General features: G+C 73.1%; 22 protein-coding genes and 1 pseudogene. 17 read left to right on the plus strand and 6 right to left on the minus strand.

The features are described from left to right. Positions 1-268 (minus strand): annotated as a pseudogene (locus ABZ948_RS36175) (hypothetical protein); the annotation flags it as partial. A 32-nt stretch (positions 269-300) separates the two neighbouring features. On the opposite strand from ABZ948_RS36175, the gene ABZ948_RS36180 reads away from it, so the two are divergent. Genes ABZ948_RS36180 through ABZ948_RS36200 form a run of 5 tightly spaced genes read left to right on the plus strand, consistent with a single transcriptional unit; the run spans position 301 to position 4,138 of the window. Next, on the plus strand, positions 301-723 hold the full coding sequence (locus tag ABZ948_RS36180) for a roadblock/LC7 domain-containing protein (protein ID WP_359766937.1): 423 nt from the start codon (positions 301-303) through the stop codon (positions 721-723). Next, positions 720-1,082, plus strand: a complete 363-nt coding sequence (locus ABZ948_RS36185; RefSeq protein WP_037758412.1) for a DUF742 domain-containing protein — start codon at positions 720-722, stop codon at positions 1,080-1,082. The genes ABZ948_RS36180 and ABZ948_RS36185 overlap by 4 nt, the downstream gene beginning before the upstream one ends. Next, positions 1,054-1,680 carry a GTP-binding protein gene (locus ABZ948_RS36190; RefSeq protein WP_359766939.1) on the plus strand — a complete coding sequence of 209 codons (627 nt, stop codon included), beginning with the start codon at positions 1,054-1,056 and terminating at the stop codon, positions 1,678-1,680. The genes ABZ948_RS36185 and ABZ948_RS36190 overlap by 29 nt, the downstream gene beginning before the upstream one ends. Beyond that, positions 1,677-2,915 (plus strand): cytochrome P450 family protein, encoded by a 1,239-nt coding sequence (locus tag ABZ948_RS36195; protein ID WP_359766940.1) that lies wholly within the window; start codon positions 1,677-1,679, stop codon positions 2,913-2,915. Before ABZ948_RS36190 ends, ABZ948_RS36195 begins: the two co-directional genes overlap by 4 nt. Next, complete coding sequence (locus tag ABZ948_RS36200) at positions 2,912-4,138, plus strand: cytochrome P450 family protein (RefSeq protein WP_359766941.1); 1,227 nt, start codon at positions 2,912-2,914, stop codon at positions 4,136-4,138. Before ABZ948_RS36195 ends, ABZ948_RS36200 begins: the two co-directional genes overlap by 4 nt. A gap of 215 nt (positions 4,139-4,353) precedes the next feature. Here ABZ948_RS36200 and ABZ948_RS36205 read toward each other — a convergent pair whose 3' ends face one another. Beyond that, complete coding sequence (locus ABZ948_RS36205; RefSeq protein ID WP_359766943.1) at positions 4,354-5,841, minus strand: helix-turn-helix domain-containing protein; 1,488 nt, start codon at positions 5,839-5,841, stop codon at positions 4,354-4,356. 294 nt (positions 5,842-6,135) lie between these two features. Here ABZ948_RS36205 and ABZ948_RS36210 point away from each other — a divergent pair, with 294 nt between their 5' ends. The 5 genes from ABZ948_RS36210 to ABZ948_RS36230 all read left to right on the plus strand — a co-directional run bounded on the left by ABZ948_RS36210 (position 6,136) and on the right by ABZ948_RS36230 (position 11,296). Then, positions 6,136-6,756, plus strand: a complete 621-nt coding sequence (locus ABZ948_RS36210; protein ID WP_359766945.1) for an L-threonylcarbamoyladenylate synthase — start codon at positions 6,136-6,138, stop codon at positions 6,754-6,756. A gap of 169 nt (positions 6,757-6,925) precedes the next feature. Then, on the plus strand, positions 6,926-7,681 hold the full coding sequence (locus ABZ948_RS36215; protein ID WP_359766947.1) for a dienelactone hydrolase family protein: 756 nt from the start codon (positions 6,926-6,928) through the stop codon (positions 7,679-7,681). A 119-nt stretch (positions 7,682-7,800) separates the two neighbouring features. Beyond that, entirely contained in the window at positions 7,801-8,634 is an 834-nt protein-coding gene (locus ABZ948_RS36220) for an MHYT domain-containing protein (RefSeq protein WP_359766949.1), read from the plus strand. Between the two features lie 47 nt (positions 8,635-8,681). Further along, on the plus strand, positions 8,682-10,187 hold the full coding sequence (locus ABZ948_RS36225; protein WP_359766951.1) for a metallophosphoesterase family protein: 1,506 nt from the start codon (positions 8,682-8,684) through the stop codon (positions 10,185-10,187). Between the two features lie 80 nt (positions 10,188-10,267). Beyond that, positions 10,268-11,296: an LLM class flavin-dependent oxidoreductase gene (locus ABZ948_RS36230; RefSeq protein WP_359766953.1), complete on the plus strand. Its 1,029-nt coding sequence runs from the start codon at positions 10,268-10,270 to the stop codon at positions 11,294-11,296. A 4-nt stretch (positions 11,297-11,300) separates the two neighbouring features. Here the strand turns inward: ABZ948_RS36230 and ABZ948_RS36235 are convergent, their stop codons facing one another. Together ABZ948_RS36235 and ABZ948_RS36240 are read right to left on the minus strand one after the other, a co-directional pair. Next, entirely contained in the window at positions 11,301-12,275 is a 975-nt protein-coding gene (locus ABZ948_RS36235) for a TauD/TfdA dioxygenase family protein (RefSeq protein ID WP_359766955.1), read from the minus strand. An 82-nt stretch (positions 12,276-12,357) separates the two neighbouring features. Continuing rightward, positions 12,358-13,899: a glycoside hydrolase family 32 protein gene (locus tag ABZ948_RS36240; RefSeq protein WP_359766957.1), complete on the minus strand. Its 1,542-nt coding sequence runs from the start codon at positions 13,897-13,899 to the stop codon at positions 12,358-12,360. A 160-nt stretch (positions 13,900-14,059) separates the two neighbouring features. Here ABZ948_RS36240 and ABZ948_RS36245 point away from each other — a divergent pair, with 160 nt between their 5' ends. The 4 genes from ABZ948_RS36245 to ABZ948_RS36260 are packed head-to-tail and all read left to right on the plus strand — an operon-like array spanning position 14,060 to position 18,670. Continuing rightward, positions 14,060-15,469 (plus strand): extracellular solute-binding protein, encoded by a 1,410-nt coding sequence (locus tag ABZ948_RS36245; protein WP_359766959.1) that lies wholly within the window; start codon positions 14,060-14,062, stop codon positions 15,467-15,469. Next, a complete protein-coding gene (locus ABZ948_RS36250; RefSeq protein ID WP_359766961.1) occupies positions 15,466-16,422 on the plus strand; it encodes a carbohydrate ABC transporter permease in 957 nt (318 codons plus the stop codon). Before ABZ948_RS36245 ends, ABZ948_RS36250 begins: the two co-directional genes overlap by 4 nt. 17 nt (positions 16,423-16,439) lie before the next feature. Further along, a complete protein-coding gene (locus tag ABZ948_RS36255; RefSeq protein ID WP_359766963.1) occupies positions 16,440-17,294 on the plus strand; it encodes a carbohydrate ABC transporter permease in 855 nt (284 codons plus the stop codon). Further along, positions 17,291-18,670 carry a glycoside hydrolase family 32 protein gene (locus ABZ948_RS36260; RefSeq protein WP_359766964.1) on the plus strand — a complete coding sequence of 460 codons (1,380 nt, stop codon included), beginning with the start codon at positions 17,291-17,293 and terminating at the stop codon, positions 18,668-18,670. Before ABZ948_RS36255 ends, ABZ948_RS36260 begins: the two co-directional genes overlap by 4 nt. Here the strand turns inward: ABZ948_RS36260 and ABZ948_RS36265 are convergent. Next, positions 18,633-19,697 carry a LacI family DNA-binding transcriptional regulator gene (locus ABZ948_RS36265; RefSeq protein WP_359766989.1) on the minus strand — a complete coding sequence of 355 codons (1,065 nt, stop codon included), beginning with the start codon at positions 19,695-19,697 and terminating at the stop codon, positions 18,633-18,635. The genes ABZ948_RS36260 and ABZ948_RS36265 overlap by 38 nt on opposite strands. 97 nt (positions 19,698-19,794) lie before the next feature. Here ABZ948_RS36265 and ABZ948_RS36270 point away from each other — a divergent pair, with 97 nt between their 5' ends. The 3 genes from ABZ948_RS36270 (at position 19,795) to ABZ948_RS36280 (ending at position 22,636) form a co-directional block, all read left to right on the plus strand. Beyond that, positions 19,795-20,625, plus strand: coding sequence for an aldo/keto reductase (locus ABZ948_RS36270; RefSeq protein ID WP_359766966.1), 831 nt, complete (start codon positions 19,795-19,797; stop codon positions 20,623-20,625). A 38-nt stretch (positions 20,626-20,663) separates the two neighbouring features. Continuing rightward, positions 20,664-21,278: a DNA polymerase ligase N-terminal domain-containing protein gene (locus tag ABZ948_RS36275; protein ID WP_359766968.1), complete on the plus strand. Its 615-nt coding sequence runs from the start codon at positions 20,664-20,666 to the stop codon at positions 21,276-21,278. Between the two features lie 119 nt (positions 21,279-21,397). After that, positions 21,398-22,636 carry a serine hydrolase domain-containing protein gene (locus tag ABZ948_RS36280; RefSeq protein ID WP_359766970.1) on the plus strand — a complete coding sequence of 413 codons (1,239 nt, stop codon included), beginning with the start codon at positions 21,398-21,400 and terminating at the stop codon, positions 22,634-22,636. A gap of 8 nt (positions 22,637-22,644) precedes the next feature. Here ABZ948_RS36280 and ABZ948_RS36285 read toward each other — a convergent pair whose 3' ends face one another. Next, the gene (locus ABZ948_RS36285; protein WP_359766972.1) at positions 22,645-24,987 is read right to left on the minus strand and encodes a SpoIIE family protein phosphatase; all 2,343 of its coding nucleotides are present in this window, start codon (positions 24,985-24,987) and stop codon (positions 22,645-22,647) included. Positions 24,988-25,026 lie beyond the last annotated feature (39 nt).

Below are 25,026 nucleotides of genomic sequence, written 5' to 3' on the forward strand. Positions count from 1 at the left end.
GGCCGGAACAGGACTGGACGGTGTCGACGTACCAGGCCTCGGCGGTACCGCTGGCCAGGGCACGGGCCGCGCCCATCAGCACCATGCCGGCGCCGGGACCGCACCGCGCCGCCGCCCCGAGGAGTCCGCCGCCGCCCTCGGCGCCCTCCAGTCCGGCACCGCGGCCGCCCGTTCCGCCGCCGGTCCGAACACGGAGGCCGTCCCGGCCGTATCTGAGGATGCACCGGCCACGACCACGGCCGGAACAGCAGCCGACGACACCGGCCACGACCGGAACGACGACGAAGGGGGAACGGCTCGATGAGCAGCCGCGCAACGGGGGACACGGCATGGGTGCTCGAACCGGTCCTGGAGGTGCCGCACGTCGTGGCCGCCGTCCTGCTCACCCGGGACGGGCTCGTGACGGGCTGGACCGACGCGCTGTCGAAGCCGTCGGCCGAGCGGGTCGCGGCGATCACCAGCACGGTGCAGGGCGCCTGCCGCACCGCGGCGGCGGCGTTCGCCGACACCGACCGGGCCGACATCCGGCAGGTCGTCATCGAGTCGGACCACGGCTACGTGCTCATCGTGCCGACGGACCACGGCACCTGCGTGGCCGCGTACGGCGACCCCGAGGTGCGCCTGGACCTGCTCGCCCACCGGGTGCACTCGCAGGTGGCGCGCCTCGGTGAGAAGGCGATGGCCGCCGGGCCCCGAGGTGCCGACGGCGACGCGCCGGCATGACCGGCCGCCGAGGCGGCCGTCCCCTGGTTCCCGCGTACCTGTCGACCGGCGGCGTGGCGCGGCCCAGCCGTGCCCATCTGGAGCGGCTGTCGGTCCTCACCGGCAGCGGTGAACGGGCCCCGGCCGATCTGCCCGCCGCGCAGGCGGCGCTGCTGGAGGAACTGGAGCACGGGTCGCTGACGGTGGTGGAGGCCGCGGCCCTGCTGCGGCTGCCGGTCTCCGCGGTGCTCGTGCTGGCCGCCGACCTCATCGACCGCGACCTGGCGCTGGCGCGTGCGCCGATCCCGCCCGCCCGGCGCTTCGACCCCGACCTGCTGAAGAGAGTGGCCGATGGCCTCCGCGACCTCAAGCACCGTTGACGACCGGCCCGACGGCACGGACATCCACCTGCCCGACACCGCCCAGGACCTGGTGAAGATCGTGGTCACCGGGCCTTTCGGAGTGGGCAAGACGACCCTGATCCGGTCCGTCTCGGAGATCCGCCCGCTGCACACCGAGGAGCCCCTGAGCGAGGCGTCCGCGCAGGTGGACGATCTGGCCGGCGTACGGGACAAGTCGACCACCACGGTCGCCATCGACTTCGGCCGGATCAGCCTGCCGGGCGGGATCGTGCTGTACCTGTTCGGCACCCCCGGCCAGGAGCGGTTCCGGGCCCTGTGGGACGACATCGCCTACGGGGCGCTCGGCGCGCTCGTCCTGGTCGACGCCCGCCGGATCGACGCCTCCTTCGACGTGCTCGGGCTGGTGGAGGAGTCCGGACTGCCGTACGCGGTCGCCTTCAACACCTTCCCGGACTCGCCCCGCCACCACACGGCCGAGCAGTTGCGCGCCGCCCTGGACCTGGAGCCCACGACCCCGATGGTGACCTGCGACGCGCGGGAGGCGGACTCCTCGATCGACGCCCTGCTCGCGCTGGTCCAGCATCTGATCGACCACCACCCTCCGGAGCACCGGTGACCCACCCGTCCCCCGCCGAGCAGGCCTTCTCCCGCACCGCGCCCGTCCGCCTCTGGGAGGACGGCTTCGCCCGCGACCCCCGCCCCTACTACGCCGCCCTGCGGGCCCACGGCCCGGTCGGCTGGGCGGAACTCGCGCCCGGCGTGCCGGCGTACGTCGTCACCGACCGGCGGGCGGCGCTGGACCTGCTGCACGACACGGAGACGTTCTCGCGCGACCCCCGGCCGTGGGAGGCGACCGTCCCCGACGACTCGCCGGTGCTCGGCATGATGCGCTGGCGGCCCAACACCCTGTTCGCCGACGGCGCCGCGCACCTGCGGTACCGCACCACGCTGATCGACGCCTTCGACCTGGTGGAGCCGCACGACCTGCGGGCCCGGGTGCACCGGGCGGTGCACCTGCTGGTGAGCCGGTTCGGGCCGCGGGGCGAGGCCGACCTGGTCGGCGAGTTCACCAGGCCCCTGATGGCTCTGGTGTTCAACAGCCTGTTCGGGATGCCGGACAGCGCGAGCGACCGGCTCGACGCCGCGATCGGCAAGGTGATCGAGGGCGGCGCCCAGTCCGCGCAGGGCGAGGCCGAGTACGCCGGATACGTGCTGGAGCTGATCGCGGCCAGGACCGCGCGGCGCGGCGAGGACCTGCCGAGCCGGCTGCTGGACCATCCGGCCGGGCTGACGCCCGAGGAGGTCACCTGGCAGGTGTTCCTCACGCTCGGCGCGGGCTACGAGCCGACGTCCAACCTGCTGTCCAACGCGCTGTCCAGGATCCTCGGCAACCCCGCCTTCTACTCGACCCTCACCAGCGGCGCCCGGCCCGTCGCCGAGGCGGTGCTCGACGTCCTGCACCACGAGACGCCGCTCGCCAACTACGGCATCCACTACGCCCGCACGCCCGTCACCTTCCACGGCGTGTGGATCAGGGCCGCGGTGCCCGTGGTGATCTCGTACGGGGCGCTCACCCGGGCCGCCGAGGAGGAACGCGTCGAGGAGCGCCGCCCGGGGGACGCCTCCCACCTGTCCTGGTCGGCGGGCCCGCACGCCTGCCCCGTCCGGCAGCCCACCCTGCTCATCGCCACGGAGGCGATCGAGCGGCTCACCCAGTGGCTGCCCGACCTGGAACCGGTGCTGCCTCGCGAGCGCCTCACCTGGCGGCCCGGTCCCTTCCACCGCTCGCTGACGGCGCTGCCCGTCCGTTTCAGCCCCCGCTCCCCCGACCAGCCTGGAGGACGTCCGTGACCGTGACCGACCGCATCGCCCTCGACCCGCTGGGCGCCGACATCGCCGGCGAGAGCGCCCGGCTGCGCGCCCTCGGCCCGATCGTGCCGGTGGAGCTGCCCGGCGGCATCCCGGCCTGGGCGCCCACGCGGTACGACACGCTGAAGGAGCTCATCCTCGACCCGCGGGTGAGCCGGGACCCGCGACTGCACTGGCGGCTGTGGCCCGAGGTCGGCGAGCACCCGTCCTGGGGCTGGATCCTGGGCTGGGTGGGCGTGGTCAACATGCTCTCCACCTACGGCGCCGACCACACCCGGCTGCGCAGGCTGGTGGCGCCCAGCTTCACGCACCGGCGCACCGAGGCGATGCGGCCCCGGGTGGAGGCGATCACGGCGGAGCTGCTGGACGCGCTCGACGCCGCCGGCGAGGAGACCGTGGACCTCAAGGAGGGGTTCGCGCATCCGCTGCCGATGCGGATCATCTGCGAACTGTTCGGCGTGCCGGAGGCGTTGCGGGAGGACACGGTCCGGCTCGTCGCGGCCATCATGGACACCTCCGACCCGAGCCCGGAGCACGCGGCGTCCGTGCAGCGGCAGATCGGCACGGTGCTGCCCGCGCTGATCGCGCACAAGGCCGCGCATCCCGGTGACGACATGACCACCGAGCTGATCCGGGTCCGGGACGAGGACGGCGACCGGCTCAGCGACGAGGAGCTGCTGTACACGCTGCTGCTGGTCATCGGCGCCGGTTTCGAGACCACCGTCAACCTCATAGGCAACGCGGCCGTCGCCCTGCTGCGCCGCCCCGAGCAGTTCGCGGCCGTGCGGTCCGGGGAGATCGGCTGGGACGCCGTGGTCGACGAGACGCTGCGCGCGCACCCGTCGATCGCGTCGCTGCCGCTCCGGTTCGCGGTCACCGACCTCACCGTCGGCGGCGTCGAGATCCCGGCCGGAGACGCCATCATCACCACGTACGCCGCCGCGGGCCTCGACCCCGAGCACTACGGGCCCGACGCCGGCCTCTTCGACGCCACGCGCACGGCCGACGACCATCTGTCGTTCGGCATCGGGGTCCACCGCTGCATCGGCGCGCCGCTGGCCCGTCTGGAGGCCCTCACCGCGCTGCCGGCGCTGTTCGACCGCTTCCCGGACCTGCGCCTGGCCACCGGCGACGAGGGCCTGCGCCAGGTGCCGTCGTTCATCGCCTTCGGCTGGCAGGAGATCCCGGTGCGGCTGCGGGGCTGAGGCGGCCGGACGCGGGGGCGCGGGAGCGCGACCGGTCCCCCGTTCCGGTCGAGCCCCCGCGATGTCTCGAACTTACGTCCATGGCCGAGTTCTTGTGAACCGCGTCGATGCCCGCTGCCGGCCCGGCAGGGCTCACCCGTGCACAGCCGAGTCCGGATGGCCCGGTTTCGTCCCGCCGGGAGTGCGCCAACCGGTTGCCCCCGGCGGCGGCCCGGTCATGAGCGGGGGTGGAAAACCGGCAGGTCGAGGTCGCCCAGGGCCAGGTGGGCGAGCACGACCTCGTACAGGTCGGTGCCCGCGGCCAGCAGCTGGCGTTCCAGGACCGGTTCGGCGCTGCGGACGTGCTCGCGCACGGTCTGCGCGTGCATGCCCAGGGCCTGCGCGGCCCGTTCCGCGTTGCCGCCGACGGCGATCCAGGTGCGCAGCGTCCGGCGCGGGTTCCTCGCGTCGGCGTCGAGCCGGCCCAGCAGGTTCTGCGCCCAGGTGCGCACGGCGGGCCCGGACAGCAGGTCGGCCAGCCGCGGTCCCGGGTGTGCCGGGTCGCTCGCGAGCTGTGCGTCGGGCAGCCCGATCTGGGTGTTGACCGCCAGGTGGACGACGGCCCGGACCGTGAGGTCGGCGAAGTCCGTGCCGAGCAGGGCCTCCACGCGTTCCATCCGGGCGCGGACGGTGTTGCGGCTGACGCCGAGGACCTTGGCGGCGTTGACGGCCGTGAACTCCAGGCCCAGGCGGTTGGTGGCGAGGAGCTCGGCGCGCGTGTGGTGCGGCAGGGTGTCGAGCGGGCGCAGCAGCCGGGCCGTCCAGCCGCGCAGCGCCGTCGGGTCCATCAGGCGTTCGGGGTGGGTGCGTTCGGCGTACACGGCCGTCTTGTCGGGCCGGAAGTGCGCGACGGCGAGGGCGCTGACGGCCTGCCCGTAGGCGGTGGCGGTGCGTGCGAGGCTCTGCCGGACGCTGCCGCCGAGGAAGGTGTCCGGGTGCCGGCCGACCAGTGACCGCAGGGCGTCACCGGTGGTCTCGCGGGGGCTGACGACGATCACGTGGCCGTCCATGGCGGGGCAGCGCACGACCAGCGCCTCCTCCCGGGTCCCCTCCAGGCACTCCTCGGCGATGCGGTCCCGGGCGGCGGGATCGGACTCGACGACGTACACGCACGCCGTCTCGGCGTCCAGCAGTCCGGGCCAGAGCCCGGCGGCGACACGGCGGGCGGCGATGGTGTCCTCGACCATCAGCAGCTGCAGGATCGCCAGGCGCAGGTCGGAGGTGGCCCGCTGGAGCCGGTGTCCGGCCGCGGTCGACTCGCCCGCCGCCAGCAGCAGCTCGATCACCTGGGCGGTGTGCGTGACGACGTCGGCGGCCCGCCGGTCGAAGGGGGCCTCGCGGGAGACGGCCAGGACGCAGGCGCGGGAGGGGTGGTCCACCCGGACCAGGCGCAGGTGGCGTCCCCGGCCCTCCCACGCGGCGGAGGCGATGCGGCCGGCGGTGATGTCCGTGACGAGGCCGTGGTCCAGGGGGAGCCGGGTGCCGGCGACGAGGTTCCCGTCGGCGTCCTGCAGGGCGACCGATCCGCGCACGGCGCCGGCGAGCCAGGCGACGACCCTGCGGACGTCACGCCCGGCCGGGCGCAGGTGCTCCAGCAGTTCCTCCGCCCACGCCGCACCGGCCGGCGTCCCCTGCTGCCGGTTCCCGTCCTCTCGGCCAGCCACTCGCCCTTCCCCTCGCTCCCCGCGCCGCCTCCGGCACACCGGTCGGGGACGTTACCTCACGTGCGCCGACCGCTCATTCCGGTCCGCACGGCGGACGGCACGCGCCCCAGGCGTCCGCAGGGTCCCGCCTGCCCCGCGACGCCCGGCCCGCCCTCTCGCCGCACCCCCTCCGTCCCTCAGCCGCGGACACGGCAGGCGCACCGGCCCGCGTCCCGGCGGCAGGCGGCAGACGGCAGGCGTCCCCGACACCCCACCCTGCTCGGCCGACCCACGCGCGCGGCATAAGCTCGGCGGATGGCGAAGTACTACGACGTGCACCCCGACAACCCCCAGCCGCGCACCATCGGCCAGATCGCCGACAGCATCCGCGCGGACGCCCTCGTCGCCTACCCCACGGACTCCTGCTACGCGCTCGGCTGCCGTCTGGGCAGCCGTGACGGCATCGAGCGGATCCGCACGATCCGCAAGCTGGACGACCGGCACCACTTCACCCTCGTGTGCCAGGACTTCGCGCAGCTCGGTCAGTTCGTGCGGGTGGACAACGACGTGTTCCGCGCGATCAAGGCGTCGACACCCGGCAGCTACACCTTCATCCTGCCGGCGACGAAGGAGGTGCCGCGCATGCTGCAGCACCCGAAGAAGAAGACGGTCGGCGTGCGGATCCCCGACCACGTCGTCACGCAGGCGCTGCTCGCCGAACTGGGCGAGCCGCTGCTCTCCAGCACCCTGCTGCTGCCGGGCGAGGAGGAGCCGATGACGCAGGGCTGGGAGATCAAGGACCTCCTCGACCACGTGCTGGACGGCGTGGTCGACTCCGGCGACTGCGGCACCGAGCCGACGACGGTCATCGACTTCTCCGGTGGGGAGGCCGAGGTCGTGCGGCGTGGCGCCGGCGACACCTCACGGTTCGAGTAGGACGACACCTCACGGTTCGGGTAAAGGGCGCTTCAAGGGCCGTTCACGGTTGCACCGCGTGCCGGGGGTGGGCGAAATGCCCCGGGAAGCGGCGTGTCACGATGACCGTGATCCGCCCCGTCACGCGGACGGGTTCATCGCCCAAGCCCCGTAGAGAGGCCGCCCCGCCATGACCGCCGTACAGGGAACCGCTGTCGACATCCCCACCGAGGACGGCATCGCCGACGCGTATCTGGCCCGTCCCGCCGACGGGGCCGCCCACCCGGCGGTCCTGCTGTTCATGGACGCCTTCGGGCTGCGTCCGCAGCTGCGGTCGATGGCCGACCGGCTGGCCGCCGAGGGCTACACGGTGCTGGTGCCCAACGTGTTCTACCGGCACGGCCGCGCCCCGCTGTTCGATCTGCCCGAGTTCATCGACCCCGGTGCGCGTCCGGAGATATTCGAGCGGATCATGCCGGTCATGCAGGACCTGACGAACGAGCGGGCGATGCGGGACGCCGGTGCCTACCTGCGCTGGCTGGCCGAGTCGCCCGCCGTGGCCGACGGGCCGGTCGCGCTCACCGGGTACTGCATGGGCGCCCGGCTGTCGCTGCTCACCGCCGGCACCCATCCGGAGCGGGTCGCGGCCGCGGCCGGCTTCCACGGCGGACGGCTGGCGACGGACACGCCGGACAGCCCGCATCTGGTGGCCGGCCGGGTCACCGCCGAGCTGTACTTCGGCCACGCCGACGAGGACCCGTCGCTGCCGCCGGAGCAGATCGAGCGCCTGGAGGAGGCCCTGACCGCGGCGGGCGTCCGCCACCGGTGCGAGGTGTACACGGGCGCGCCCCACGGCTTCACGCAGAAGGACACCGCTTCCTACCACCAGGAGGGCGAGGAGCGGCACTGGGTGGCCCTGCTCGACCTGCTGAAGCGCACATTCTGACCCCAATCGACTGCTCGTCGACAGAAGTTGCCGCCCTACCGTCGGTAAGGGCTTGCCCTCTCCCGATCCCTGCGCGTAGACCTTGCTGAACACAGCCGTGACTCGGGGGGAGTTGGCTCATGGACGGCACGGTCGAGGGGTTCCGCTACGGTGCGGTGACCCCGGTGGCGGCGTATCTGATGGCCTGTCTGGGCGGGGCGCTGGGGCTGCGGTGCATCGTGCGCTCGCTGCTGAACTCGCGGTCGTGGAAGCCGGGCTGGCTGGCGTTAGGCGCCGCCTCCATCGGATGCGGCATCTGGACGATGCACTTCATCGCCATGACCGGCTTCCACGTGGAGGAGACCCGGGTCCGGTACGACGCGGCCACGACGGTGCTCAGTCTCGTCGTGGCCGTCGTCGTGGTGGGCGTCGGGGTGTTCATCGTCGGCTACCGCGGCACGAGGGGTGCCACCCTGGCGGTCGCGGGTGTCGTCACGGGGCTGGGCGTCGCCGTCATGCACTACCTGGGCATGGCGGCGATGCGGCTGAACGGCGACATCGGCTACGACCCGCTCGGTGTCACGCTGTCGGTGCTGATCGCCATCGGCGCCGCGACCGCCGCTCTCTGGGCGGCCGTCACGGTCCGCGGCCTGTGGACGAGCCTCGGGGCGAGCCTGGTGATGGGCGTGGCGGTGTCCGGGATGCACTACACGGGCATGGCCGCCGTCAGCGTCCATGTGCACGACACCACGGGCGGGACGTGGGCCGGTGAGTCACCGCTGTCCCTGCTGCTGCCCATGCTGCTGGGGCCCGTCGTCTTCCTGCTGCTGGCCGGGGTCGTGGTGATGTTCGATCCGCTGCTCGTGCTGGGCGAGCGGCCGTCCGCGCCGCACCCGGTCACCACGGGCGCCAACTCCGTTCCCGCACCGCGCGGTTCGCACCACGACGCGGCACCGCCCGTCCGCCGGCGGTGAGCAACCCGCCTGCGGGCGGCCCGGAGATCGATTGTTACGGTGCACCGGTGTCTGACTCCTCACGCGATACCGCCGAAGGCGCCGGCTGGGGCACCGCCGAACGCGGCGACTACCGGCGGCTGATGCCGCAGCAGGTCGAGAAGATCTCCTGGCTCGACCCCCGGATGCTGTGGGCGGCCCGCAACGGCGTGCTGGCCTCCTGGTTCGGCGACCCCACCGGGCGGACCCGCGGCCGGTGGGTGGCACAGCGCGAGGCCGCCGGCGCACCGGCCGACAAGGTGATCCGGCGCGACGACCCGGACCGGTTCTCCTTCCTGGTCATCGGCGACACCGGCGAGGGCGACGACCCCCAGTACGCCGTGGTGCCGGGCTTTCTGAAGACCGGTCAGGACAGCCGTTTCGCGATCCTGGCGAGCGACGTGATCTACCCGGTGGGCAGCGCGGACGACTACGGCACCAAGTTCTTCCGCCCCTACCGGGACTACCCGGCGCCGATCTACGCGATACCCGGCAACCACGACTGGTACGAGGATCTCGGCGGCTTCATGCGCGTCTTCTGCGACGACGCCCCGCCGCTGCCTCCCGAGCCCCGGCCGCGCCCGCTGACCCGGGCCTGGCTGCGGTCGCTGCTGTGGCACCGGCCGCGCCCGGACGACGGCCGGCGCCTCGCCGAGGCGCGGACGATGCGCTCGGCCCCCGCCCAGCAGGCCGTCCAGCCGGGCCCGTACTGGGCGATCGACTCCGGGCCGGTACGGATCATCGGCATCGACACGGGCCTGCTGGGCACGCTCGACGCCGAGCAGGGTGCCTGGCTGCGGGAGGTCTCCCGGGGGCCCAGGCCGAAGATCCTGATCACCGGCTCGCCGCTGTACGTGGACGGCCGGCACGAGCCGTGCGCCATCGAGGGGGGCGGCACCGTCGACGCGATCGTCCGCGACCCGGCGCACCACTACGTGGCGGCGATCGGCGGCGACATCCACAACTACCAGCGCTATCCGGTCCGGCTCGACGACGGGCGCACGATCCAGTACGTGGTCGCGGGCGGCGGCGGGGCGTTCATGCACGCCACCCACACCATCCCGCGCGTCGGCGTCGCCGGCGTCACCGAGCGGGACTTCCGCTGCTACCCGCTGCGCGGCGACTCGCTCGCCTTCTACAGCCGGCTCTACGGCCGCCGCCTGCGCATGCCGCGCTTCTTCACCCTCACCGAGGCCGAGGCGACCGCGGTGATCGCCGAGCGCCTCGGCATCACGCCGGCGCGCACCCCGGACGCCTCGACCCGGATCAGCCGGCGTGTGCGGCTGGTCGCCGGGCTGCTCGGCACCGGCCGCCGCCCCGACAAGGCGAAGCGGTTCCGGCTGCCCGTGCGGAAGATCTACACGTCGTTGTTCTCGCCGAGCTCGGCGACGTACAGCCCGCCGTTCTTCAAGTGCTTCCTGCGCCTGGACGTCTCCCCGGAGGCGGTCCGGCTGCGCTGCCACGCGGCCACCGGCAACCGCGCCCAGGAACTCGCCCCGCCGGTCGAGGACGAGGTGACGATCCCGCTGATCTGATCCGCCGGGGCGGGAACAGCGCGGGGCCCGGCCGGGTTGGCACGGACGTAGCCACTTGAACGTTCAATGATGGAGGGTCCGTGTCACCGACTCCGCGACCGCTGCGCAAGCTGGGCTTCCTGACCATCGGGCTGTTCGACGAGGCGGACCCGCGCCGGGGCCACGAGTCCACCCTGGAGATCATCGAGCTGGGCGAGCGGCTCGGCTTCGACAGCGCGTGGGTGCGCCACCGCCACCTCCAGTACGGCATCTCCTCCCCCGTCGCCGTCCTGGCCGCCGCGTCCCAGCGCACCCGGCGCATCGAGCTCGGCACGGCGGTCATCCCGCTCGGCTGGGAGAACCCGCTGCGGCTCGCGGAGGACCTGGCCACGGTGGATCTGCTGTCGGACGGCCGGCTCAACCCGGGAGTGAGCGTGGGCCCGCCGATGCACTTCGACCGGGTCAAGGGCGCGCTCTACCCGGACACGGCCGACGCCGAGGACTTCGGCTACGGGCGGGTGGAGCGGCTGCTGGACTTCGTACGGGGCGAGCCGGCGACCGGCTTCAGCGGTGTGGAGGGCTTCGAGACCTTCTCGGACCGGGTGCAGCCGCACTCCCCGGGCCTCGGCCGCCGCCTCTGGTACGGCGGTGGCAGCCTGCGGTCGGCCCGGTGGGCGGGCGAGCACGGCATGAACCTCCTCACCAGCAGCGTGGTGAAGGCCGAGGAGCCCGAGGGCCCGTACGACTTCGCGGAGATCCAGCTGGCCCAGATCCGCGCGTTCCGGGCGGCCCACCCCGACGGCGAGGCCGCCCGGGTGTCGCAGGGCCTGGTCGTGATCCCGACAGACTCCGCCTCGCCCGGGCAGCGCGCCCGGTACGAGGAGTACGCGGCCCGGCGCGCCCCCCGTACGGCGGAGCCGCAGGGCTCGGCACGGCTGCTGTTCGCGCCGGACCTGGTGGGCACCTCGGCGGAGATCGCCGAGCGGCTGCACGCGCACGCGGCGTTCCGGGAGGTGGACGAGGTGGCGTTCGCGCTGCCGTTCACCTTCGAGCACGAGGACTACGCGCAGATCCTCACCGACATGGCGACGAAGCTCGGCCCCGCGCTGGGGTGGCGGCCCGCCGCCTGAGGCGTCACCAGCGCCCGGGCTCGCTCCCGGTGATCGCCTCCGACGGCGTGCCGTCCACACCGGCCGGGACGTCCCCGGCGAGCATCACGCGGTGCATGATCCGCGGATGGTCGAGGTGGGCGGTGTCGCCGGGGGCCAGGTGCATGGTGGCGCGGTTGTCCCAGAACGCCACGCTGCCCGGTTCCCAGCGGAACCGGACGGTGTACTCGGGCCGGACCGCCTGCTCCAGCAGCATCTGAAGGATCGCGCCGCTCTCGGGCCGGGAGAGGCCGTCGATCTGCTCGACGTAGTAGCCGTTGACGTACAGGATCCGCTCGCCCGTCTCGGGGTGGACGCGCACCAGGGGGTGCAGCGAGGCGACCTGGCGGTCCAGCAGGTGGCGCACGTAGGCGTCGTCGCCGGGCCGCGGCTGGTAGCCGACGCCGAGCCGGTGCTCGGCCCGCAGCCCGTCGACGAACCGCTGGAGCGGCGCGGAGAGCCCGGCGTACGCGGCCGCCAGGTTCGCCCAGGTGGTGTCGCCGCCATAGGGCGGGACGGTCTCCGCGCGCAGGATCGTCGCGGCGGGCGGGTCGACGCGGGCGCCGTGGTCGCAGTGCCAGCCGCGCAGCAGGGTGTGGCGGCGCCGCCGCAGCCACTCGTCGTGCTCCATGCCGTACCGTCCGCCCAGCTCCAGCCGGTCGGCGGTCGTCTCGATCTCGGGGAAGTCCGGCGGCGACGCCTTGCCGCGGCGCGGCAGCACCACCGGCTCCCCGAACCGCCGCGCGAACGCCACGTGCCCGGCGTGGTCCAGCCGCTGGCCCCGGAAGAACACGACCTTCCACCGCAGCACCGCCGCCCTGATCGCGGCGACGACGCTGTCGTCGAGGTCGCCGGCCAGGTCGACGCCGTGGATCTCGGCGCCGATGTACCCGGCGACCGGCCTCACCTCCAGTCCGGCCTCCCGCACCGCCTCGTCCGTCGTCCGGCTGTCCGTCGTCATGCGCACTCCGCTGGTCGTGGGCCGGGTCCGTCCCGAAGATCGTGACAGCGATCCCGGCCGGTGGCGACACCGCACCGCGTCCTCACACGGTGAACTCCCGGATCACGACGTTCCGGAACACCGCCTTCCCGTCGATGGTGAACAGCGCGAGCCCGGTGTCGACCAGGTACGGGAAGGCCGCCGACGAGTGCGTGAACCGGCCGTCGTCCACGAACATCTCCACCGACGTGCGGTCGACCAGGATCCGCAGCCGCACCGCGCGCCGGGCCGGATCGAAGGGGCTCCGGCTCTCCTGCCAGCGGCCCGTCATGTCGGGTGACACCGAGGGGCGTCGGTTGAGGAAGGCGTAGTCGCGGTGGACGCCGGCGTCGATGTGCCGGACGCCGTCCGGGGAGCGCCTCAGCTGCAGTCCGGCGCCCGCGAGCTGGTCCCAGGTGATCTCGCAGGTCAGCTCGTAGGCGGTGCCGCGGTAGTCGAGGATCCGGGTGCCCTCCACCGCCAGGTCGCCGAGCCGCACGGTGCGCGAGACGTACCGGTCGAGCGCGGCGACCGGCCTGGACGCCAGGTGGTACGTGCCGTCGCCCCCGCGCTGCAGCGTCACCTCCCGGACGATCGAGTCGGTGCCGTTGAAGCCGTCGCTGTCGATCGTCGGGGTGATGTGGGCGTAGTCCCAGTTGTTCAGCCAGCCGATCGCGTAGCGGGTGCGCTCGTCGAGCGTGCCGTCGGCGCCCCGCTTGTCGAAGGTGACGGCTCCGTACCAGTCCCAGCCGTGGTCGAGCCACTGCGGATCGGCCGCGTCGGCGGTGAAGGCGCTGCCGTCGAAGGTGCCCGTCCAGTACGCGTAGGTGTTCGGCAGCCCTGCGCCCTTGCCGTTGGCGCTCACGCCCAGCACCCACTTCGCCGTGCCGTCGGCGGCGCGGATCCGGAACAGGTCGGGGCACTCCAGCACGCCGATCCCGCCGCGCACGAAACCGCTCACGTAGGTCCAGGACTTCAGGTCGGCGGAGTGGTAGAAGCCCACCTTGTCGTTCTCGGCGAGGGCCATCACCCACCGGCCGCGTTCCTCGTCGCGGATCACCTTGGGGTCGCGGAAGTCCCGCACGCCGGGGTTGGGCAGCACCGGTGCGGTGCCGTGCGGGCGGAACGTGCGGCCGCCGTCGGTGGAGTAGTACAGGTACTGCGCCTGGTCGGCCGGCCCGTCGTGCGGGGACATGGTGGCGAGGACGATGACCGCGCCCGCTCCGAAGCCCGCCGTGTTCCCGCTGTCGACCACCGCCGAGCCCGACCAGACGTCGCCGTTGGGGGTCGTGTCCTTGGGCACGGCGATCCCCCGGTCGGTGAAGGAGACCAGGTCACGGCTGGTGGCCAGGCGCCAGGCGGTGCCGATCTCGCCGGCGAGGTAGTCGGCGTTGTGCAGGTAGTAGTAGTGGTACTCCCCGTCGATCCAGACCGGGCGCTGCGGGTCGTTCTTCCACTGCTCGGGGACCGTGAAGTGGTACGCGGCGCGGTAACGCGCCTGGCTCGTCCGGGGCTTGGCCGCGGCCGGGCCCGCCGCGGGCAGCAGGGCCCCGGCGGTCCCCACGGCCGAACCGGCGAACAGCGCTCTCCTGGTGATCCCGCCCATCACACTCGCTCCTCCTGTCGGAGACATCGGCTCATGGGATCAGGACTTTCGGACCTAACTCGTTAAAGGTCAAGCGGTCCCACGCCTTGACAGGTTCTCGTCGCGCTCACATCATCTGGGGCATCAACCCACGGCTAACACGAGTTAGGCCCTTCACACGATGACCGACTCGCACCTCACCCGCCGCGCCCTGCTGCGGTACGGCGCCTACGGCGCGGGGGCCGCCGCCCTGGCGGGCACCGCCGCGAGCTGGGACCGGCTCACCGGAGCCGACATCCCCGGCCGGGACGACGGCTCCCTCGTCGTCGCCACGCTGGGCCCCGCCTACGGGCCGGAGGCCATCCGTACGCTCCAGGAGGGCTTCGCCGAGCTGCACCCCGACATCAAGCTCCGGATCAACGCGGTCCAGGCCGTCGACTGGTCCGACTTCTTCGCGAAGATCCTCACCCAGGTCGCCGCGGGCACCGCCCCCGACCTCGTCTACGTCGCCACCGAGGGCGTGCAGTTGTTCGCGCAGCGCCTCGGCGTGGCCCTGGACACGTGGGTGAAGCGGGACGCGGCCGAGCTGAAGGAGTACTTCGCGGACGTCCACCCCTCGCTGGTGGAGTCGATGATGTACGAGGGCAGCCTCTACCAGCTGCCGGTGGAGTTCAACGCGGCCGACATGTACTTCAACCGGCAGGTGCTGGACCGGGCGGGCGCCGCGTTCCCGCCGGCCGACTGGACCCGCGACGACTTCACGGCGCTGCTGCGGGACATGAAGCGGTCGAGCGGCTCCCGCTTCACGCCGTACTTCTGGACGAACCGGCTCTGGGGCGGCGTGGTGCCGTGGCTGTTCGCCAACGACACGAACCTGCTCGCCGAGTCGAAGGCGCCCGGCGGGCAGTGGCTGTGGGACGGCTTCTACCCGGCCGGGCAGCGCCGGGGCCGCGGCGGGGGCTTCCGCTGGACGACACCGCAGGCCACGCACGACCGCGTGGAGGAGGTCTACGACTACCTGGCCTCACTCATCCAGGAGGGCCTGTGCACCCGCCCCGAGGGCGGCAACGGCCAGAACCTCATCGGCGTGTTCTCCACGGGCCGGGTCGGGGTCACCCCGGCGGGCGGCTTCTGGGCGGGCGGACTGCACCTGGCGGGCATGGACCGCGACGGGTTCGACGTGCAGTACTTCCCGCGCTGGCGCACCCAGCGCATGCAGTACGGCGCGGCGGGCTACGCGCTGCTGCGCACCTCGACGATGCAGGACGAGGCGTGGGAGTTCATCAAGTACGCCGCCCGCAAGGACACCCTGGAGCGGCTGTTCGCCACGAACCAGACGACCCCGGCCCGCCGCTCGCTGCTCACCGCCGAACGCTACGAGAAGACCGGCCCGGCGCACTGGCCGGTCTTCTACGACACCCTCGACCGCTTCCCCGACACGGGACCGATCCCGGCGCCGCCGCAGGTCGCCGAGGTCGAGCAGGTGCTGCTGAAGCACACCGGCACGGCCCTGGCCTCGCCGCGTTCGGTACGACCCGCGCTGCGCCGGATGCAGGGCGATCTGGAGAAGGCCATGGAGCGTGAGGTATGACGAACACCCAGATACCGCCCGCGCGTGCGGCACGGCCCGAGACGCCGCCGTCCCCGGCGGCGGGGCGGCCCCCGGCCCGCGACCGCGGCACCCGGCTGCTCGCCACCCTGTTCCTCGCCCCGACGATCGTCGGCATCGTCGTCTTCACGGTCGTGCCGATCATCGGCTCGGTGGTGCTGAGCCTCTTCCACTGGAACGTGATCGACTCGCCGAGCTACGCCGGGCTCGCCAACTACGGTGAGGTGTTCGGCGACGAGACCGTGCTGGTGTCCTTCCGCAACACGCTGGTGTTCATGGTGTTCGCGGTGGCGCTGCAACTGCTCGTCGCGCTGGTCCTGGCGCTGGCCGTGAACGGGCGCATGCCGGTGTGGCTGCGGTCGGTGTTCCGCTCGGCGTTCTTCTTCCCGCTGGTGCTGTCCGCCGCGTCCATCTCGGTGGTGATGAAGTACCTGTTCAACCAGGACTTCGGGGTGATCAACTGGCTGCTCGGCTTCGTCGGGATCGCGCCGGTGCCCTGGCTGACGTCGGAGAACGCGGCCATGGCGACGGTCGTCCTGGTCTACGTCTGGCAGCAGTTCGGCTTCTCGTTCCTGCTGTTCGTCGGCGGCCTGAACAACATCCCCAAGGAGATCCACGAGGCCGCCGCCCTGGACGGCGCGACGGGCCTGCGCAAGCACCTGTCCGTCACCCTGCCGCTGCTGTCGCCGACCCTGCTGGTCGCCTCCGTCGTCGGCATCATCAACGCGCTGCAGGTCTTCGAGCAGCCCTACGTCCTCACCAACGGCGGGCCGGGCGACGCCACCCGCACGGTCGTGATGGTCATCTACGAGAGCGCCTTCGAGCAGCTCCGCTTCGGCGAGGCGTCCGCGGTGGGCGTGCTGCTGTTCGTGCTGATCATGGCGGTCACGGCCCTCCAGTTCCGGCTCAGCCGGCGTTTCGTCCACTACCAGTGAGCCGGGTGAGTCTTCCCATGAGCCAAGCAACCCTGTCCTACAGCCGTGTGCGGCACGGGCTGGCGCCCTGGGCGCGGATCGCCACGCTGGCCGTGTGCGCGCTGCTCACGCTCGGCCCGGTGGTGTGGACCGTCTCCACCTCGCTGCGCACCCCCGCCGAGGCGTTCGACCTGCCGCCGCAGCTGATCCCGGCGAACCCCTCCACCGAGGCCTACCGCGGGGTGTTCGACCAGATCGACGTGTGGCTGCTGGCGCTGAACTCCACGCTGGTCACGGGCCTGATCGCGGTCGGCCAGATGATCACGGCGGGCCTGGCCGGATACGCCTTCGCCCGGCTGGAGTTCCGCTTCAAGAAGCCGCTGTTCGGCCTGGTCCTGGCGACCATGATGGTGCCGCTGCAGGTCACCATCGTGCCGGTGTTCCTGGTGCTGAAGTCGATGAGCCTGACCGACACCCTGCTCGGCCTGATCATCCCGGCGTTCCCGACCGCCTTCGGCACGTTCCTGATGCGCCAGTACTTCCTGGGCATGCCCAAGGACCTGGGCGAGGCGGCGATGCTGGACGGGGCCGGGCCCTGGCGGACCTTCCGGTCCGTGTACGCCCCGCTGGCCGCGCCCGGCCTCGCGATCGTCGGTGTCCTGGCCTTCAACTACCACTGGAACGAGTTCTTCCGGCCGCTGATCCTGGAGACCTCGGGCCAGAACTACACGTTGCCGCTGGGGCTGGTCTCCCTCCAGGGCAACCTCGGCACCGGCTCCATCTCCGTCGTCCTCGCCGGTGTCGTCCTCTCCATGATCCCCGCCGTCCTCGTGTTCGTCGTCGGCCAGCGCCCTCTGCGTGAGGGCATCACTTCCGCTGGAGTCAACCGTTGAGCCTCGCCGCTCCCCCGCAGGACCCGCACGCCCCGCGCTTCCGGGTCCGCCCGCCCGCCCACTGGATGAACGACCCGAACGGTCCCTTCCGCTGGCGCGGCCGCTACCACCTCTTCTACCAGCACAACCCGGATGCCCCGGTGCATGCCAACGTCCACTGGGGCCACGCCTCCAGTCCCGACCTCGCCCGCTGGGAGCACCACCCGATCGCGCTCACGCCGACCCCGGGCGGCCCGGACGAGGCGGGCTGCTGGTCGGGGTGCGTCGTCGACGACGGGGGCGTGCCGACGGCCGTCTACACCGGCGTCGACCGGCACCACACCGGTCTCGGCGCGGTCTGCCTGGCCCGGGCGGCGGACCCGGAGGACCCCGCGCTGGCCGAGTGGACTCCCCTGCCCACGCCGGTGGTGGCGGGCCCGCCGGAGGGCCTGGACGTGACCATGTTCCGCGACCCGTTCGTCTTCCGGCACGAGGGCCGGCGCTGGGCGCTCGTCGGCGCCGGTCACGCCGACGGCACTCCGTCCGTCCTGCTGTACGACTGCGACGACCTGACCGACTGGCGGTTCGCCGGGGTGCTCCTGGACGGCCATGACCCGGCCGCCCGCGCGGCGTTCGGCGACCGGGCCACCGGCTGGGAGTGCCCGCAGCTGTACGCGACCGGCGGGGGCGAGTGGGTGCTGGTCGTGTCGCTGTGGGACGGCCATCCGTGGACCACCGGATACCTGACGGGTCATCTGGACAGCGACCTGCGCTTCTCCGCCCGGGCGGGCGGCCGGCTCGACCACGGCCGCGACTTCTACGCCCCCACCGTGCTGCAGGAGCCGGGCCGGGCCCTGATGTGGGGCTGGTCCTGGGAGGCCCGGGACCAGGGAGACGCCGACTGGGCCGGAGTGCTGACCGCTCCCCGCGTCGTCGACGTCCACCCGGACGGGGCACTGCGCGTGAGCCCGGCGCCGGAGCTGGACCGGCTGCGTGCCGCCGAGCCGTTCGTCACCGCCCCGGGCCGGGTGGCGCTGCCGGACGCGTACGACCTGACCGTCAGCGCCCGCGGCCGCACCACCGTGAGTCTGCTGCGCTCCGCCGCGGGCGCCGAGCTCACGGTCCTGCTGGATCCGGACGCGGGCACGGTCACGCTGGACCGGGACGCCTGGCCCCGCCGGGAGGCCGGGGCTCCGGTCGTCGTCCACGTGCCGGCGGGCGAGGAGCTGACGGTGCGCGTCCTCGTCGACGGCTCGCTGTACGAGCTGTTCGTCGGGGACCGGGCCATGGTCACCGAGCGCGTCTACCGACGGGCCGACGACGTCGGCGAGTTGGACGTGACGGGGCCGGACGCGACCGTCACCGGGTGGGCGCTGGTCCCACCGACGCGCGGCTGATCACCGGGCAGGCCAGGCGCCGCACGGTGGCGGGCGGGGTCCGGCCGGTGGTGATGGAGTCCAGCAGGAGCCGCGCCGCGGCCTCTCCCATCGCCCGGTGGGGCAGGGCGACGGTGGTGAGGGGCGGCGCGAGGTGCGCGGCCATGTGCTCCTGGTCGTCGTAGCCCACCACCGACAACTCGCCGGGTACGGCGATCCCGAGCCGGGTCGCGGCGTGCAGGACGCCCGCCGCGACCCGGTCGTTGTACGCGAAGATCCCGGTGGGCCGACGCTCGGCCGGTGCCCCGTCGAGCAGGCGCGCGGCGCCCTCGTACCCGCCGGAGATCTCCCCGCCGGTCCGCACGACCCAGTCCCGCGGCACGGTGATGCCCTCGGCGCGCAGCGCGTCGCGGAAGCCGCGCAGCCGCTCCACCGAGGCGATGTCGTCCTGGCCGCCGACGAGCGCCACCCGCCGGTGCCCCTCTTCCAGCAGCAGCCGGGCCGCCGTACGGCCGCCCGCGCGCTCGGCGGGGATGACGGCGGGCAGGGAGTCGTCCTCGGGCAGGCAGTTGGCCAGCACGGAGTGGGTGCGGTGCAGGCCCTCGGGGACGCGGACGCGGCGCAGGGACATGGCCGCGTAGATGATGCCGTCGACGCGCCGGTCGAGGAGTTCGGCGACCGCCGCGTCCTCCTTGGCCGGGTCGCCGCCGGAGTCGACGGTGAGGACCAAGTGCTCCGCGGCCCAGGCGGTGTCCATGGCGCCGCGCAGCAGCCGCCCGGCGAACGGGGAGGAGGCGATCTCGTCGGTGACCAGGCCGATCACGGCCGTACGGCTGCGGCGCAGGCCGCGCGCGACGGGGTCGGGCCGGTAGCCGAGCCGGGCGGCGGCCTGCCGGATGCGTTCCTGCGTGGCGGGCGAGAGGTTGCCCTCGGCGCGGCCGTTGAACACGAAGGAGACCGCGGTGTGCGACACGCCGGCGAGCCGGGCCACGTCCCGCGAGGTGGGACGCCCCGCTCCCGACGCCGTTTTCCGCTCGGCGCTGCCCATGCCGTCCGCCGTCCTCATCCCCCACCTGTCCGGTTGATCATTGCTCACCCTATCCGTGACGCTGGAGGGACGACACAGTCAACGGGAAGGTCCGACGGTGATCAGCATCCCGACGCACACGCTCAACGACGGCACGACGCTCCCCGCCCTGGGCCTGGGCACCTGGCCGCTCGGCGACGACGAGGCGCAGCAGGCCGTGCTCTCCGCCCTGGAGGCGGGCTACCGCCTGATCGACACGGCGACGAACTACCGCAACGAGACGGGGGTCGGCCGGGCCGTGGCCTCCGGTGTGGTGCCCCGCGAGGAGATCGTCGTGACGACGAAGCTCCCGGGCCGCCACCACGGCTACGAGGAGACCCTCGCCTCCTTCGAGGAGTCCCGGGCCCGCCTCGGCCTGGAGTACGTCGACCTGTACCTGATCCACTGGCCGCTGCCCCGCGTGGACCGGTACGTCGACTCCTGGAAGGCCATGGTCAGGCTGCGCGAGGACGGTCTCGTGCGGTCGATCGGCGTCTCGAACTTCACGGCCGGGCACATCGAGCGGCTGGAGAAGGAGACCGGGGTGCTGCCCTCCGTCAACCAGATCGAACTGCACCCCTCCCTGCCGCAGGAGGAGCTGCGCGCCTTCCACGCGGGCAAGGGCATCGTCACCGAGAGCTGGAGCCCGCTGGGCCGGGGCACGCCCGTGCTGCAGGACCCGGCCGTGGCGCGGGTCGCCGAGGCGCACGGGGTGACGCCCGGGCAGGTCGTGCTGCGCTGGCACACGCAGCTCGGCGCGGTGCCCATCCCGAAGTCGGCGAGCCCCGAGCGGCAGCGCGCCAACCTCGACGTCTTCGGCTTCGAGCTGAGCGCGGACGAGATGAACGCCGTCGCGGCCCGGGCGCACCGGCGGGTCGGCGGGGACCCCGAGGTGCACGAGGAGTTCTGACGGGTACCCGGGGCCCGCGAGGCAGGAAGGAGCCGCGGGTGGCTGACCGGGACCGGCTGCGGGACTACCGCGGCAGACGCGACTTCGACCGGACCGGCGAGCCCCGGGGCAGCGGCGCCGCCCGCGGGGACGGGCCCCGGTTCGTGGTGCAGATCCACGACGCGAGCACGATGCACTTCGACTTCCGCCTGCAGGTGGACGACGTGCTGAAGTCCTGGTCGGTCCCGAAGGGCCCCTCGGCGGACCCGAAGGACAAGCGGCTGGCCGTGCCCACGGAGGACCATCCGCTGGAGTACGAGGAGTTCGAGGGGGTCATCCCCCGCGGCGAGTACGGCGGCGGCACGGTGATCGTGTGGGACCACGGCACCTACGAGCCGCTGAGCCACGACCGCGAGGGGCGGCCCGTGGACTTCGCGGAGTCGCTGGAACGCGGCCACGCCACGTTCCGGCTGAGCGGCTCCAAGCTGCACGGCGAGTACGCCCTCACCCGGTTCCGCGGCGACCGGGACGGCGACGGCGAGGAGGCCTGGCTGCTGGTGAAGCGGACCGGGGGCGGCTCCCGCACCCACGGCGCCCCGGATCCCCGGCGCGCGCGTTCGGCCAAGTCGGGCCGCACCCTCGCCCAGGTCGCGGCGGACGCGGCCGGGGAGTGAGGCGGCCGCGTCTTCCCTGGCGAAGGGCGGAGCCGTGGGACGCCCCTAGGTCGTGTCCCCGATCCCTTTCCGGGTGGTTCCCGATGGTGTGAGGGCCGGCCACTTGGTGAGCTGATCCCATGAGCCAACAGCACTCGTCCCGCCGTCCGCTCCTCGTCTCCCTCGCCGCCGTCCTGGGACTGCTCGCCGCCGTCCCCTCCTGTGCGGCCGACCACCCTCCGCCGCGATTACACCTGAAGCAACAGGCCCCGCACGCAAGGACCCAGGCCGTCCTGGACGAGATCGTCGCGCAGGGCACGCCCGGAGTCATCGCCCAGGTACGCGACCGGAACGGGGTCTGGGCCGGACGGGCCGGTGTCCGCGCGCTCGGCACGGAGAGGCCTCGGAGCACGCACGAGAGGTTCCGCATCGCCAGCGTGACCAAGACCTTCACCGCCACGGTGCTCCTGAAGCTCGAAGCCGAGGGGAAGCTGTCGCTGGACGACAGCGTGGCCCTGTGGCTGCCGGGAGTGGTGCACGGCAAGGGGTACCGGCCCGCGCACATCACCGTGCGGCACCTGCTCAACCACACGAGCGGAATCTTCGACTACAACATGGACGAGGGCTTCCGCGCCCGGTACGCGGGGGACGAGTTCGAGCGGAACCGCCACGTCAGGTGGTCGCCGCGAGAGCTGGTGGACATCGCCCTCCGCCACCCTCCGAACTTCCAGCCGGAGCAGGGCAGCAGGCCCGGCCGGCCCGGCAGGTGGGACTACTCGGACACCAACTACCTCCTCGCCGGCATGGTCGTCGAGAAGGCCACCGGCCGCAGCTACGCGCACGCGGTCGAGCGCCTCGTCATACGGCCCCTCGGTCTGCGGGGCACGAGTGTGCCGGGCGCATCGCCCCGGCTGCCCGCACCGCACGCGAGGCACTACTCCACGCTGTTCGAGGACGGGCCGCGGGCGAAGGTGCGTGACGTCACCGAGTTCAGCCCCACCGTCGCCTTCTCCGCGGGACAGATGATCTCGACGGTCGGCGACGTCAACAGGTTCCTGTCCCGGCTGCTCGCCGGTGAGCTGCTGCCGCCCGCCCAGCAGCGGCAGCTGCTCGACGCCGTCCCCGTCGACGGGGACAAGGGACATGGCGGTCCGCAGGACGTCTACGGCCTGGGCCTGCGGCACTTCAAGCTCGCTCAGGGCTGCTGGGCCTGGGGCCACGGCGGCATGATCCCCGGCTCCGCGACCCGCGCCCTGGCCTCGGCGGACGGCCGGCGGGCCATGACCATGAACCGCAACGGCGACTGGGGCGAGCAGCGCCTGGAGGACGCGGCCGTCGAGGCTGAGTTCTGTACCCCGGACAGTGTGGACGCGCCCTGACGGGCCGGTCAGAACAGTGGTGTGAGCGACTGCTCGCACCAGATCGTCTTGCCGCGCGTGGTCTGCCTGCTGCCCCAGCGCTGGGTGAGCTGCGCGACCAGCAGCAGGCCGCGGCCGCCCTCGTCGTCCTGGTGCGCCCGCCGCAGGTGCGGGGAGGTCGAACTGCCGTCGGAGACCTCGCAGATGAGGGTCCGGTCGCGGATCAGACGGAGCTGGATGGGCGCGGCGCCGTACCGGATGGCGTTGGTGACCAGCTCGCTGACGACGAGTTCGGTGACGAAGGCCGTCTCGGTCAGGCCCCACGCGGTCAGCTGGTCGGTGGCGGCCTGGCGGGTGGCGGCCACCTGCGCGGGGTCGGGCGTCACGTCCCAGGTGGCGACCTGGTCCGCGCCGAGCGCCCGGGTACGGGCCAGCAGCAGCGCCACGTCGTCGCCGGGGTCCTCCGGCAGTACGGCCTTCAGCACGGTGTCGCACAGGGCGTCGAGCGAGTCGGCGGGCACGGTCAGGGCACGGCACAGCTCGTCGGTGGCGTGGTCGACGTCGCGGTAGCGGTCCTCGACGAGGCCGTCGGTGTAGAGGGCGACGACGGAGCCCTCGGGCAGCTGGAGCTCCGTCGCCTCGAACGGCAGCCCTCCGACGCCCAGCGGGGGCCCCGCGCTCATGGGGATCAGCCGGGCGGAGCCGTCGGGCAGCACCAGCGCGGGGGCGGGGTGCCCGGCGGCGGCCAGGTTCAGGCGGCGCGCGACGGGGTCGTAGACGGCGTACAGGCAGGTCGCGCCGAGCTCCGGGACCTCGTCGCCCTGGTCGTCGGAGGCGAGGTGCGTGACCAGGTCGTCGAGGTGGGTGAGGAGTTCGTCCGGCGGCAGGTCCACGTCGGCGAGGGTCCGTACGGCCGTGACCAGCCGGCCCATGGTCGCCGAGGAGGGGATGCCGTGGCCCACGACGTCCCCGACGACCAGGGCGACCCGGCTGCCCGAGAGCGGGATGACGTCGAACCAGTCGCCGCCGATGCCGGCCGCCGAGCCGGAGGGCAGGTAGCGGTGGGCGACCTCGACGGCGGCCTGGCCGGGCAGGCCCTTGGGGAGCAGGCTGTGCTGGAGGGCCAGGGCGGTGGTGCGCTCACGGGCGAAGCGGCGGGCGTTGTCGACGCAGACCGCTGCCCGGCTGGCGAGTTCCTCGGCGAACACCGCGTCGTCGTCGCCGTAGTCGTCCGGCTGTGCCACGCGCACCGCCACGGCGACCCCCAGGGTGGTGCCGCGGGCCCGCAGCGGGACCGCCATCATCGAGTGGACGCCCTTGCGGTAAGGGCGCCCTTGGGGGGATCGCGTGTTGCGCTCGGCGACCCAGCGCATGAACGCCGGCTCCCCCGCCTGGCTGAGGATCGCACGGCCCTCCCGCATGGCCCGGGCGATCGGCGAGAACGACGGGTAGACGTCCACTTCTCCCAGGTGGACGGCCGCTTCCGGCGTGCCCTCGGTGACGGAGCCGTGGGCGACCCGCCGCAGTGTGATCTCGTCGGCGGAGGCCGCGGGCGGCTCGTCCGCGCCGAGGACCCAGTCGTACAGGTCGACGCTGGCGAAGTCCGCGAACCGGGGCACCATGACCCCGGTCAGCTCCTCGGCCGTGCGCACCACGTCCAGGGTGGTGCCGATGGCCGCCGCGGCCTCGTTGAGCAGGGCCAGCCGCTGCCGGGCCCAGTACTGCTCGGTGCTGTCGAAGGCGGCCAGGGCGGTGCCCACGAGCTCGCCGGAGGCGTCTCGCAGCGGCCACATCTCGGTGACCCAGGCGTGGTCCCGGTTCAGGGCCGGTGCGCCGGTGTAGCTCTCGTACCTCAGGGGCCGGCCCGTCTCGACGACGTGGCGCAGGTGCCAGTTGAAGCCGCGGCTGTGCTCGGCCTCCTCGACGGTCTCCGGGAAGTGCCGGCCGAGCAGGGTCTCCTCGGACACGCCCATCACGTGGCAGGCGGCCTCGTTGAGCCGCAGGTAGCGCTGGCCGGTGTCGAAGACGGACATGGACATGGACGCCTGCTGGAACGCGCGGCCGGCCAGGGAGGTCTCCCCGCGGCCGGGGGGCGCGGCGGTGATCACGTATCCGTCCGGTTCGCCGTCCCGCCCGGTCACGGCGCACGCCCTGACGCGCACCCCGACGAGGTAGCCGTCGCGGTGCCGCACCATGACGGTGCCCGACCGCGCGGACACCGCCTCGGGCGGCACGTCCTCGGCGAGCAGGCTCCGTACGGACCGGCCCACGGCCTCCTCGGCCGCGTAGCCGGTCAGCTGCCGGGCACCCTCGCTCCACCCCGTCACTGTGCCGCGGGCGTCGATGATCGCAGCAGCGGAGGCGTCCTCCATATCGTCCAGGATTATCCCTTTGCGGCCCTCTATCAACCG

The organism is Streptomyces olindensis (genome assembly GCF_040645895.1).
Taxonomy (GTDB): domain Bacteria; phylum Actinomycetota; class Actinomycetes; order Streptomycetales; family Streptomycetaceae; genus Streptomyces; species Streptomyces olindensis.

What these genes read in the sequence shown, in the direction of transcription:
- ABZ948_RS36180 (WP_359766937.1), top strand. Translation starts at nt 301, where the DNA reads ATGAGCAGCCGCGCAACGGGGGACACGGCATGGGTGCTCGAACCGGTC.
- ABZ948_RS36185 (WP_037758412.1), top strand. Translation starts at nt 720, where the DNA reads ATGACCGGCCGCCGAGGCGGCCGTCCCCTGGTTCCCGCGTACCTGTCG.
- ABZ948_RS36190 (WP_359766939.1), top strand. Translation starts at nt 1,054, where the DNA reads ATGGCCTCCGCGACCTCAAGCACCGTTGACGACCGGCCCGACGGCACG.
- ABZ948_RS36210 (WP_359766945.1), top strand. Translation starts at nt 6,136, where the DNA reads ATGGCGAAGTACTACGACGTGCACCCCGACAACCCCCAGCCGCGCACC.
- ABZ948_RS36215 (WP_359766947.1), top strand. Translation starts at nt 6,926, where the DNA reads ATGACCGCCGTACAGGGAACCGCTGTCGACATCCCCACCGAGGACGGC.
- ABZ948_RS36220 (WP_359766949.1), top strand. Translation starts at nt 7,801, where the DNA reads ATGGACGGCACGGTCGAGGGGTTCCGCTACGGTGCGGTGACCCCGGTG.
- ABZ948_RS36235 (WP_359766955.1), bottom strand. Translation starts at nt 12,275, where the DNA reads ATGACGACGGACAGCCGGACGACGGACGAGGCGGTGCGGGAGGCCGGA.
- ABZ948_RS36240 (WP_359766957.1), bottom strand. Translation starts at nt 13,899, where the DNA reads ATGGGCGGGATCACCAGGAGAGCGCTGTTCGCCGGTTCGGCCGTGGGG.
- ABZ948_RS36245 (WP_359766959.1), top strand. Translation starts at nt 14,060, where the DNA reads ATGACCGACTCGCACCTCACCCGCCGCGCCCTGCTGCGGTACGGCGCC.
- ABZ948_RS36250 (WP_359766961.1), top strand. Translation starts at nt 15,466, where the DNA reads ATGACGAACACCCAGATACCGCCCGCGCGTGCGGCACGGCCCGAGACG.
- ABZ948_RS36255 (WP_359766963.1), top strand. Translation starts at nt 16,440, where the DNA reads ATGAGCCAAGCAACCCTGTCCTACAGCCGTGTGCGGCACGGGCTGGCG.
- ABZ948_RS36265 (WP_359766989.1), bottom strand. Translation starts at nt 19,697, where the DNA reads ATGGGCAGCGCCGAGCGGAAAACGGCGTCGGGAGCGGGGCGTCCCACC.
- ABZ948_RS36280 (WP_359766970.1), top strand. Translation starts at nt 21,398, where the DNA reads ATGAGCCAACAGCACTCGTCCCGCCGTCCGCTCCTCGTCTCCCTCGCC.
- ABZ948_RS36285 (WP_359766972.1), bottom strand. Translation starts at nt 24,987, where the DNA reads ATGGAGGACGCCTCCGCTGCTGCGATCATCGACGCCCGCGGCACAGTG.